Raw genomic sequence first — 11,580 nt, forward strand, 5'->3', positions numbered from 1 at the left:
TTCGCCTTACTGGCGTGCGGGCCCACGAGAGCTGCACAAGCAGGCTCCCTGATGCAGTCGTCGGTTTAGGAGAAGATCAGCAGAGAAAACTCAGCTCGACCGCGACCTGGCCCTTCGGGAGTTGACGACACCGTCCCGTTTCTGTCGATGACAAGGGTGCCGGCGAGCTAGAGGAACGAACCTCCTACTGTTTGCTCGGCGACGCCAGCTCCGCTCGTAAATTGCGTATCGCTTCGTTTGCCAGATGCAGGGTATTCCGTTCGCCGGTCCTGATCGAACACTCCAGTAATGCTCGCAAGCGGCGGTGAAGGAACGCCTTGAGATGATGCGCCAGAACTGGATCCTTCTCGACAAAGCTCCACGCTTTGTCAAATGCGACGCTTACGATAGCTTCTGGCGCTTGCATCTGGTCGGATATGACCTGATCCATCTCAAAACTCCTCGACTCCTGGCACAAGTTAAACGCTGTGTTCGCGTCGTACCGACGAGCTGCGGCCTGTCTTGAACCGGCAAAGAAGTCGAAGCCACAGCCAAAATGTGGTCGATCTGCTCGCCACGCTACAGCGAACTTTATAATGGCGCTTGTTGAAGTCCGGATGACCGAATGTCGAAGCGCCGCGCAAGTCGAACGATTCTTAGTTGCCTGAACAGACCCTGCGTTGACATTTGCTTCTTTGCGCCGCGCATCTTGTTGCCTGGCGTTCGTCCGTCACCGTACCCACACTCCCAGGAATACCAGTCGCACTAAGGCCGTCCTACAGAGCAGGCCGTTCGCGACCTTTCGGACTTCAACACTAAGAAGTGTTTTGGGGGGATGTCGCATGCGCTCGTTATGTCGCGTCCAACCGTGTGGCTCATTCTCGACAATCGTTCGTCTGCTTCCCGACATGCGTCAACGAGCTGGTCGCATCACGCCCCACGTTTGCGATACGGGATGGTGGCACCAAAGAAACGAGACGAGAGATCGCGGCAAATGCGTTGATCTGGCTGGGGCTCGTTCTGGCAACGAAATATCAGGTGGCGCGCGACGTTAGAACAAGGCGGCCGCGATCAGGGGGCAGCTTTTCTGTCAAGACACGAATATCGGAAGGCGGGGGCAACCATGCGGCACGAATATGCCGGATCGTGCTTCTCCCCATCTGCCTTGGAGTAAACTGCGGGCGTGTAACATGCCATGATCAAGCGTTTGAGACACACTCCAAAGGAAATCGGATGAGATGTCTCGCTCATTGGAGCGAAATGATCGGCACGTGGAAGTGGCTCACTTACGTAGCGGTGAGCCGGGGTCTCGAGCGCCCTTATCCGTGGGTAGGATAGCACAGCCACCGTCAGCCCAGCGATGAAGTTCTCACTGAGCGGCCGTCAATCTGAGAAGAGCAAAACGGCTCTCAGCCTGCCGCACGTGCAAGAATCAATCTGGCAATCCGCGTCTGGTTGGCCGGAGTGCGCAGTGCAGGCGGTAAGGCGGCCACTGCCTGATCGAGAAGGCGCCCCAGGATTTGAAGCTCTTCTGGATTGTAGACGCCATGGTCCCGTCTCATTCGCGCTGCTCGCCCGCCGCCAGGATGGCCACCTGTGCTCGTATCGCCGAGCCGGCCGAGCTCCAGTTCCGCTGATATCATTTCATTCGTGAGTGCGTTGAGCAGCTGGATTGCCTCGAGTTCGTTGCTTCCCTCGCGTACGAGAGTTGCCACGATATCGAGCTGTAGGTCGATGCGATCCTCAAGGTCCTGAATGCGTGAATTCGAAGGGTCAAGTTCCACAGTGTTGCTCCAGACTAATTAAGCGAGATTGGCGTGTAGCTTTTGTGTGCATTTCGGGTTGCGAGCCAGCCGGTGCGGTGCGTGACCGAATTGCCGTAGCGCAAGGTAACTCGCGTATGTGCAACCGAAGAATAGGGACAGGCAGGCACCGCAGAAACACCGAAAGGAGCTATGGACGTTATAGAGCGCTGCGCGTTGCGTGGCAGAACGCCCGTCCTTGGTTGAGCTATCGAGCCGGCGCCCCCCAAGCTCGGGGACCTCGCAGGGACGCCAGTGGCATAGGCGGAGGCCACCAAACAGCATGGAGCAGATGGGCCGCGTGAGACCCTCGCGGTCAAAGGGCGTAAGTGGGCGGCTAGTGCTGCCGCACAGCCATTCGCGTCGCCGGAATCGAGGTCGATAGGCGCCGCTGACACCAGGACGTCTTTGTCGTGTCCGAGGAGATCAGATAGCTGAGGTTGCACCGCATGGGAATCGCAACATTGCGGAAGTAACGGGCCTGTCCACCTCGTCAGGTCGACAAGCCTTGCCGAGGCCGGCGTAAGAGGCAGTTCGGCTGCCCGGCTTCTATGTGACGTACGCATTCAATTTGGCCAATGCGCGTGCGAAGCACCTAATCTTCCGGGCCGCCCTCAGGATCACGAAATTGCTGTCGGCGATTTCGAATGAAAGCCATAGGTTTCGGCGGGCCATCCGGCCGAAGCTAGGCCGCTGGTGGCACTGTCTCAAAGGTTGATGGATCTCGTTGGTTTTGCGAAAGGCGTGAGCCGACCTACGACTTGGCTGAAAGCAAAGGGTATCCATGGTCACACGAGCTTCGTCAAAGGTGCTTGCCGGAAACGGGTGAGCGACTATGGTGCATTTGGCTGAAATCCGTAAAATCGAAAGTTTTGATGGGATGCATCCAGTCCGCGGATAACGCGCGCGATTTCCTCGACGTGCTCTGGACGACGCATAAGATGATCCCGCATGCGGATTGAGCGACTTTGTCATGCCAACACTGTTCAAGCTGATCATGTCGCTACCGACGACATCGACGTGCGACCGGAAAAGTGATGCTTGAGGTCTCCCGTCGAGCAAGAAAGAACGCCTTGATCGTACGCTAATCGGCGGGTACGGCATGCCAAGAAGCGGCGGGGCATCCCGAAGTAGCGAGTTGAACAAGTCAGCCAAAGCTATCGATGATTTCGGCTTTGATCGTGCTCGCGGTGTATAGCGAAATGTCGAGCGGAAGGTTCCCGAATGCAAGCTGGCAGAGTAGGTAGTTGGTGCCTGCCTCTTCCATTTGGTTAAGAAGCCGCAGTCGGGCGGAAGCAGGCGTTCCGACGACGCACAATTGGCTCTCCAGCGCTGCATCGAACGACAGCGGCAGGGTTGGCGGTGTCGGAGTGGCATTCAACTCGTAAAGGAACTTAAAGCTGTTCAGCCACTGTCCATAAGCGGTCTCGGCAGCCGCATGAGCGTCTCTGTCAGATCTCGCAATCACGATCATACGAGCCAACCCAAGGAATGGCTCTCGATCGTCCGCGATAATACGGCGCGCTCGACTGCAACGAAAAGCATTCGTAATGCTTCGGACAGCAGAGGCGGGACCGACACACGCCAGATTTGCACCATTTGCCGCGGCCCATTCCGCCGATTCGGTCCGATTGCTGGCGATCCAGGTAGGTGGACAAGGGCGCTGATGAGGCCTCAAAGTTAACGGTACACGGTTCAGCTCAAAATGGCTTCCTCGGTAGGATAACGTATCGCCCGTCAGCGCAACATTTAAGATTTCGCTGGCCTCCAAATAGCGGCTTGGCGCCGCGTCTGCGTTGATTCCGAAATAACCCCATTCGATCGGCTGGGAGCCGCGACCGATACCGAGTTCGAGCCGACCGCCGCTCAATTGATCAAGCATGCAGATCTCTTCGAACGCGCGCAATGGGTGGTAGAGGTTGAGCAACAGAACAAGGGGACCAAAGCGAAGTCTTTGGGTGCGCTGCGCAAGACTTGCTAGAAACAGGTTCGGCGACGGCCCTCTGCCATGAGGGGTGCAGTGGTGCTCCGCCAGGTGATAGGCGTAAAAGCCCAGAGAATCGCACGCCTCCGCCAACTTGAGACGATCTTCATACTGTCGCGCGATATCGCGGCCGTCGTCGTCCATGTGGTCAAAGATCGCGCATGTCAGTCTTAAGGGAAGGCCGCTTCTCACTCGATCATCTCCGGTTCTGGAATAGGCGACTGGTTGCTTTGTGCCTTCGGCCTCAAAGACGTGGCGTACATAACTCGGCCGATCTGGCAATTCCGTGGGAGCTAACGCTCTGGGCTTGCAGCGTCGGCGTGAGAAACCTGTATATTGGTAGCGACTACTTAGATAAGAGTTCGCGAAGTGCATCCACGCCGAGCATGTGCTCGACCAGAAGCTTCTTTAGCTTCGCGTTCTCCTCTTCGAGGGCGTTCAACCGCTTGGCGGCTGAAACGTCCATGCCACCGAACTTGTCCTTCCAGTCGTAGATCGCCGCTTCAGAGATCTTGTGTTTATGAGCTAGATCAGCCGGTTTCGCACCAGCCCCATACTCATTCAGTATCGCGATAATTTGCTCCTCTGTGAATCTCGGTCGTTTCATCTATCCGTTCCGCTTTGCATAGCGCTTGCAGTTCAAATTGCAGGCAATATGCAATGTGACATCATCTGTCGTCGGCGCCCTTACGAAGCGTTGGTTCAAAGCACGCAGTAGATATTCCGAGTATCCCCATGTCGGATGGAGCGTTCCATCCTTCATGCCAAATGGATCGGCGGCTGTGCCTGAAACCAGAGCAACGTCGAAGAGTGCGCAGGCCGATCGAAGTCATTTGATGGCAATCCCAATGTTGCGACCCTGCCCGTTTGTCGAGGCGCCAATGCCCAACTTGCCGATTGCCGGTCAACTTGGAAATTGTTGTTGGCAGGGAAACAGCGATTGGAACCCAATCGCCTTGCGCGCGATGTGAGGTCGCCGGAACTTGCGAAGTACAGTTGCATTTGTCAGCAAGCGTGGTCGAAAGACATTGCCGCGATAGTTTGGTTATCATAGGTGCCGTCGCATGAGCGGCAACGGCCGGACCTGCGTAGCATTGCCAATCAGACTGTTGCGGATGTTTGGCAGTGAAGCGTCGCAAGAACTGGCCTTTGTCGGGATGCTATTTGTCTAACATCGGACGTAGCTCCTCCTCTACGTCGACGTCTGGTAATTCTGCAAGCGCTGCAGCGAGGGCGATAAGCGCTCCGAAAGCCGCGAGCACAAGAGAGCTCGCGAGTATAACGGCAGCAAGGTCATGATGTCGTTTCATCATCTGTGTGGTGGCTGTGTTGAGAGAAGGGCTGTGGTCGCGTAGATCAATTTTGGTGCAGCGCTTCAACACGCCCGTCGAGCCAGCGGTAAACCACAAAGCCCGGACCTGCATTGTCTCCCTTGGTATCGAACCGGACCGGACCAACGACAGTTTCGATCGGCCGTGAACGGAGTTCGGTTGCGACCCGCGCAGCATTGAGCGAACCGGCCCGCTTCACCGCCTCTGCCCACGCCTGCACTGCGGCATAGGCGTAAAGTGTGTAGCCTTCGGACGACAGTCCGGAAGCCTTGAGTTTGGCCACGGCGTCGGCCGCATTGGCATTCGTTGCCACGTCGGGCATGAAGGTAAATAGCGTACCATTTCCCGCGCTGCTGGTGATGCCCCAGAATTCGGGCGTCATCAACGGATCGTTGGCCATGACGGTAAGGCCGGCCTCTGCCTCTGATGCCTGACGGATGATCAGCCCAATCTCGGTGTGATAACCTCCGATATAGGCGAGGCGTATCCCGTCCTTCTTCAATCTAGAGATCAGCGCCGTATAATCCTTTTCACCGGCGATATAGCTCTGCCGAGTGAGGCGTTTGCCGAATCTCTGAAGCTGTGCCTCAACCGCATCGGCGATACCCTTGCCGGCGGTGCTCTTGTCGTCGAGTACTGCGATCTTGTCGTTATGGTAGTTTCGGTGAATGTATTCAGCCGCAACGGCGCCCTGCTGGTCGTCGCGGCCGCAGATCCGAAATACGGTCGGGATGCCGCGCTCCGTTAGCTGAGGATTTGTCGAACCAGGTGACAATTGGATGATACCTGCTTCGGCATAGACGTCGGAGGCTGGGATAGACGAAGACGAGCAAAAATGGCCGACGACCAGACGCACCTGAGCCATTGTGAGCTTATTTGCAACCGCGACCGCTTGCTTTGGGTCGCAGGCGTCATCAGCGACACTCAGTAGCACCTTGGTGTTGGGAAGGAGGCCCGAAGCGTTCAATGCCTCGACAGCCGCAGTGGCGCCGTTGCGCATCTGCGCGCCGAACGCCGCGCTGCTTCCACTCATTGGGCCGGCCACGGCAATATGAACGTCCGAAGCCCACGCAGTGGAGGCGAGGGCACAGAAAAAGAAGGCTACGCCTGCAGCTGGAATGTAACGCCTTTTCAACACTGTAGAACTCCTAGTGCTCGCCTCGATCTAAGCCCAACTGTCTACGACCAGAACGGGCCCGCAGATTGAAGGATCGCCAAGCGAAGCATGCGTCAGCTCGGGCGGCGACCGTGGCGGAGCCTACAATTTGACGTTACGTGCGGTTCAAGGCCCCTTGAACGGGAGCTTCGCGCAATACATCGAGAAAGCAGCAGATTGCCGAGAGCCTCGCAGAAAATCTGACCGGTGATTGGGAAAGCTGCCGCCGGGCATCAAAGCCCACGGATCACGCCCAACCGCCATGACGATCGAGCCGGCCAAGCGGACCGGTCAGGTCGTCCGAGCCGCGGCCTTTTGATCTCAGTATGGCTGGTCCTCCAGGCCACTGAGGGCAAGGTCGAGATATTGCATGAGGCAGGGATCCCAACCGGCCAAACTGCGTGGGGCACTTAGGCGTGCGAGAACCTTCAGGATCGTCGAAACCCGAGAATCCGCTCCAGCGATTTCGCCGATCAGGAGCCGCGCGGCAATCGCGACGGCTTTCGCGCGCTCGCCGCAAGGATGTTCGCCTCTATCCATACAATCGCGGAGGTCGTCCCGAATTTGTCGCCATCGCTCCTCGCGTTCTGCAGCCAACTTGCATGTGCATCGGGATGTTTGATTCCGTGTCTCAACCCGCGACATGGCGTCCAAGGTGGCAGGTAGCTCATCCACGCTGACCTGAACGTCACTGTCGGTCGTCATGTTGCGCAATCGATCTCGCAACAGCGTTGCGCGAGCAACTTGAAGCTCTATACGCTCCAAATGCTTGCGCAATAGATCGATCAGCGAAGTCGTTCCCTCCATAGCTTTACGGATCTCGTGAAGGGAGAAGCCAAGCTCACGTAGCGCTCGGATCTGGTGAACCCGCTGGACGCTTTCGCGGTCGTACATACGATGGCCGCCGTCCGTGCGCTCTGAAGCGGCTAACAGGCCGGTGTGTTCATAATGATGCAGCGTGCGTACCGTCACTCCGGTCGCTTCCGCAAGTTCGCCAATGCGCCATCGACGCCGTCTTAGTGTAGCTTTGCTCATGTTGTTCAATTTCAAAGCCTACAACCTGACGTCACGTTGGATTCAAGCCATTTCAAAGCTCTAGCTGGATCGTCTTCCATTCCAGCGCAGGAGTGGTGACTATCCTTAGAACGGCGCGCGATCAACCCTGAGGGGAAAGAGTGATCAACAGGTTCGTTAAGCATGCCAGCTGGGTATTGCCGGCCGCTGTACGCTCCAGGATAAGTTTGGCGATCGCCGTTCGATTGTCCGGAGTTCGCATTGATGGCGGCAGCGCGAAGACTGTCCTGTCAAAAAGGCTTCCTAAGAAAGAAAGCTCTTCGGGATCGAATACTCCGCTGTGTTGCTCCAACGTAGGGCTCCTTGTTCGTCATTGTGTCGGCATAGCGCACCTCGTCAAGACGTTTGGCCGAGGTGGGGCCAAAAGAAGTCAGCCCCGCGGCGCAGAGACACGAAGATGCGATACGCTCTAGGGTGATGCGACAGAGCAACACGCGGGTGCGATGCCTAGCCTGGCCGACTGCTAGTCCGACATCAAATGCACAATCAATCAGCACTGCGTTGGCTGCTCGTGGAGCTGGATCTCCGACGATGCCGAGCCGGCGCTCATTGCGAGCGCCGCAACCGATTCGCCGTGTTGATGCGATTAGCCGCCGAGTCGAACCTGGCCTCTTAAGAGCGGTTCAGCCGCAGGTCGGGCTTACAATGCGCCGGCGTAGCTTGGCGCGTGCACGTGGCGACCGCTGTGTCTCTCAAGTCTGGGCTAATGATTCGGGCTACCGCTTCTTCACCTCGACACCGTGTCCGGTGCGGGAAAGAGGCAGGCTTGCGACGTTCGCCAACTATGAGGAGCGTTAACGAGAGACAACGAGTTCGAGCGAGGAGATCCCAAATTGCACGCGTTCAGACACGATCGGTGCCGGGTTCGTTCATCGGCAACGTCCCTACGCTAACGGCGAGACCGATCGTGCGAAGCCGCCGGCCTCATTTGCTTGCTCCGAATCGCTAATCTTGCGCGCCTCTTCATGCGCAGTTGCTAAGCTAGCGGCCTCCTGCAGCAATATCTCTCTCAGCCAAATGCATTCTGGATCGCTGTTACTCAGGACTGGCCATTGGACTGCCTCGGTGAAGGTGGGGAATGGCTGCGGAAGCGTGGCAATCCGAAGTGGCGCGGTTCTTTGAAAATGCTTCGCGAGCCTTAGTGGAATGGTCCCTATGCGTCCTGTGCCCGCCAGCAGGGGTGGGATCATGCTGAAGCTCTGCACAAGAATATCGATGCGCCGATTGAGGCCGAGATCGAGTAACAAGGAATCCTCGACGAAGGTTGTGCCTCCGAGCTTGACCGCCACGTGGCCCATCGACATATACCGGTCAAATGTCAGCCGCCTCAGTAGGTGACTATTTGTATGGCAGCCTATGCAAACGAGGCTCTCCTCGAACAAGGCCGCTCTGGGATGCGTACCGGACATGAATTGTTCCGGCAGGATGACAAAATCGACCTCGCCGCGCCGAAGTAGCTCATCGTGTTCACCGGTGAGCGTCACCAACTCGAATCTGACATTGGGGGCTTCTCGCGCGACGCGCTCCACCACGTGACGGAAGAATACGACGGTTATGAAATCTGACAGGCAGATCCTGAACCGCCGCTTCGATCGGCCGGGGTCGAAGGCCTCCCGCGCAATAATCGAGTGCTGAATGTGCATCAGCGCCTCACGAACCGGAGCGGCGAGTGCCTCTGCACGTGGGGTCAGGACAAGTGTCCGTCCTCTCATTGCAAATAACTCGTCACTAAAATAGGAGCGAAGTCGGGCGACGGCTGCACTCATAGCGGGCTGGCTAAGGTTGATCTTACGTGCAGCTGCAGTCAGGCTGCGCTCGGTCATGAGAGCATCGAGCGCGACGAGAAGATTTAGATCCAGTCCTTTGAAGCGCATATCTTCTTGCCCGGCGCAAACGTGCTTGCATTGTACAAACGACCGGCCGCGGCTACGTCTGAGGCAGTCTCACCGGCTCGTCCGAATCAATTTCGTTCCATCCTGCGATCGCGAGAGGAGGATCGCGGAATTGTCGCAACGATGGACATTTCGGCCGTTGGCGGACATCAGAGGCCGGACTCCATTACAAGCCCGAAGCTAATAGGCTCACCTGCGTGCCTCGTAACAAGACCCGGTCGTTAACTGCTGGCACCAGTCCAAGTGTTCCGCCAAAGCCTTGAGTTCGGCCATGCGCCCGGTCGACCGCCGCTTAACGCAGCGTCAGCCAAGGCGGACAGCCTACAACCTCACGCAGCGTGGGATTCAAGCGAATAATTTGACGTGCCGGACATTTGCGCACCAACAAGGGTTATGTACCAGCCTAATGCTGGACGTCCGTCGAGCAGTATCGCGCGTATCCCAACCTCAACCAGAACATTATTAGGCGCACGACCTGCCAAGTCCGGTTAGCGAACCGTCATCTATTATTAGATGCTTGCAACATCGCGCGTCGATAAACGGAAAGCGTCGGCAGAGATTCGATGGCTGCGCCGTACTCGAGGCACGGCCGGAATCGCCTACGCTAAACTTAACATCGCCTGCGAGTAGATGTCTCGAGATGCCCAGATGCGAGGTTGGACGCCTCTTCCAACAATATCCGCCGCATCCAAACACTCGCCGGGTCGGTGTTGTGAAATGCAGGCCATTGCACTGCTTCGGTGAATGCGGGCAGCGGCAAAGGTGGTTCGACAATCCGCACGGGCATCCGCTTTTCGAAGTGCCTTGCGAGTCGCAAAGGCATCGTGCCGATACGGCAGGTGTCCAATATTATGGGCGGAATAAGGCTAAAGCCTTGCACAACCACCTCGATCCGTCTCTTTAAGCCGTGTTCAAGCAAAAACCATTCTTCCAGGTTGGGTCTCAGCGCCCGTCCGAATTTGGCCGTAACGTGACCCATCGAAAGGTATTTGTCGAATGTCAGTTGGCGTGACAGCTGCTTGTTCGAGCGGCATCCCACGCATACGAGAGTCTCGTCGAACAGCATCGCCTTGGGATGAGCGCTCGACATAAACAACTCCGGCAGAATGAGAAAGTCGACCTCGCCCCGACGGAGCAACTCGTCTGGCTCATCCGAAAAGGGCAGCAATTCAAAGCGCACAGCCGGGGCTTCCTGCGCGATACGGTCCATAATTCGTCGAAAAAAGACGATTGTCATGAAATCGGAGAGAATGACCCTAAAGCGACGGCTAGACTGAGTAGGGTCGAACGAATCTCGTGAAATGATCGAAATTTGAATGTGCAAGAGGGCCTCGCGAACCGGACCTGCGAGCGCTTCCGCGCCCGGTGTCGGGACGAGCTCTCGACCGCGCATCGTGAAAAGTTCATCACCGAAGTAGGTGCGCAGCCGCGCGATTGCCGCGCTCATCGCGGGCTGGCTCAGGTTAATTTTACGCGCCGCTGCTGTGAGGTTGCGCTCGGTCATCAGAGCATCGAGCGCAACGAGTAGGTTTAGATCAAGTCCCTTGAATCGCATCGTTTGAGTCTATCCACCGTCTGGATGCTTTCTATCGAAACAATCGATTTTACCAAACTGTGGGATGTTGGATAGCAAACATCAGTTTGGAAAATGGACTGAACACCAAAATGGCTGTTGGTCGTTCGCGGGCTCTGGACCACCTCTTGAACGCGAGCGGCTGCTGTCGGCTTCTTGGGCAGCTATTCAAGGCGAAGGCGTATGAGGCGTCGTCTTGACCGGCGCAGCTCGCGCATTCGTTGTAACGCGAGGCGCTCGGTAAACCTTCGTATGTGCATTCCAACCCTTTCCATATTGGCGGTTTACCCGCGTACACTTGAGGGCTGGATCAGCATCGCCGTAGTGTCACGACAGAGAGGCAGGCGCAATTTGCCGATGCCAAGTACTTCTGGCGACAGTCCATTCGCTCGACTGTCATTTGCATTCGGGGCGTGTCGAAGATGCACGAGAAAAACCAAGTCGATCAGGTGTCATTGGTACGCTCCCTCAACAAGGTGGTCCGCATCGATGGCCCGGTCACGAGCGGCAAAGCGCCGATGATTCCCGCAGACGAGGCAGACGGGCGCCCTGGTGCAGATAACGTCTGCACGATCAAATCGCCCCGTCCGTACGCCTCCGGCGCATTCGCTCGGAATGACGAGCCTCAACGGGGCAATCAGCCGATCGCACACAGAGGGGCGACCCCAAGCTTTCTGCTGCGGCCGGCCGCTCGAAGGAGAGCCGGCATCCAACACAACGCGACGGAGCAGTTCTCGATCGATCTGCGTCCGGTGAGCGAGGTTGCATGACTGACCCCGCTCTTGAAAT

Annotated in this window: 8 protein-coding genes and 1 pseudogene; 1 reads left to right on the plus strand and 8 read right to left on the minus strand. The window is 57.0% G+C overall.

Annotated features, from left to right (window positions below):
- Window positions 1-184: 184 nt before the first annotated feature.
- The 8 genes and pseudogenes from ACVIW0_RS07325 to nodD1 all read right to left on the minus strand — a co-directional run bounded on the left by ACVIW0_RS07325 (window position 185) and on the right by nodD1 (window position 10,773).
- Window positions 185-430, minus strand: a complete 246-nt coding sequence (locus ACVIW0_RS07325) for a hypothetical protein (RefSeq protein WP_461351710.1) — start codon at window positions 428-430, stop codon at window positions 185-187.
- Between the two features lie 958 nt (window positions 431-1,388).
- Window positions 1,389-1,763 carry a NolY gene (locus ACVIW0_RS07330; protein ID WP_461351711.1) on the minus strand — a complete coding sequence of 125 codons (375 nt, stop codon included), beginning with the start codon at window positions 1,761-1,763 and terminating at the stop codon, window positions 1,389-1,391.
- A 1,165-nt stretch (window positions 1,764-2,928) separates the two neighbouring features.
- Entirely contained in the window at window positions 2,929-3,909 is a 981-nt protein-coding gene (locus ACVIW0_RS07335; protein WP_461351712.1) for an LLM class flavin-dependent oxidoreductase, read from the minus strand.
- Between the two features lie 205 nt (window positions 3,910-4,114).
- Window positions 4,115-4,372: pseudogene (locus ACVIW0_RS07340) on the minus strand (transposase); the annotation flags it as partial.
- Between the two features lie 749 nt (window positions 4,373-5,121).
- Window positions 5,122-6,234, minus strand: coding sequence for a branched-chain amino acid ABC transporter substrate-binding protein (locus ACVIW0_RS07345; RefSeq protein ID WP_461351713.1), 1,113 nt, complete (start codon window positions 6,232-6,234; stop codon window positions 5,122-5,124).
- 339 nt (window positions 6,235-6,573) lie between these two features.
- Window positions 6,574-7,287 carry a MerR family transcriptional regulator gene (locus ACVIW0_RS07350; RefSeq protein WP_461351714.1) on the minus strand — a complete coding sequence of 238 codons (714 nt, stop codon included), beginning with the start codon at window positions 7,285-7,287 and terminating at the stop codon, window positions 6,574-6,576.
- Between the two features lie 923 nt (window positions 7,288-8,210).
- Complete coding sequence (locus ACVIW0_RS07355) at window positions 8,211-9,200, minus strand: LysR family transcriptional regulator (RefSeq protein WP_461351715.1); 990 nt, start codon at window positions 9,198-9,200, stop codon at window positions 8,211-8,213.
- Window positions 9,201-9,828: 628 nt separating this feature from the next.
- Window positions 9,829-10,773 carry a transcriptional regulator NodD1 gene (nodD1, locus tag ACVIW0_RS07360; protein ID WP_461351716.1) on the minus strand — a complete coding sequence of 315 codons (945 nt, stop codon included), beginning with the start codon at window positions 10,771-10,773 and terminating at the stop codon, window positions 9,829-9,831.
- Between the two features lie 440 nt (window positions 10,774-11,213).
- Between nodD1 and ACVIW0_RS07365 the strand changes: the two genes are divergently transcribed.
- Window positions 11,214-11,561: a hypothetical protein gene (locus ACVIW0_RS07365; RefSeq protein ID WP_461351717.1), complete on the plus strand. Its 348-nt coding sequence runs from the start codon at window positions 11,214-11,216 to the stop codon at window positions 11,559-11,561.
- The last annotated feature ends 19 nt before the right edge of the window (window positions 11,562-11,580 follow it).

It is taken from the genome of Bradyrhizobium sp. USDA 4454 (genome assembly GCF_054822705.1).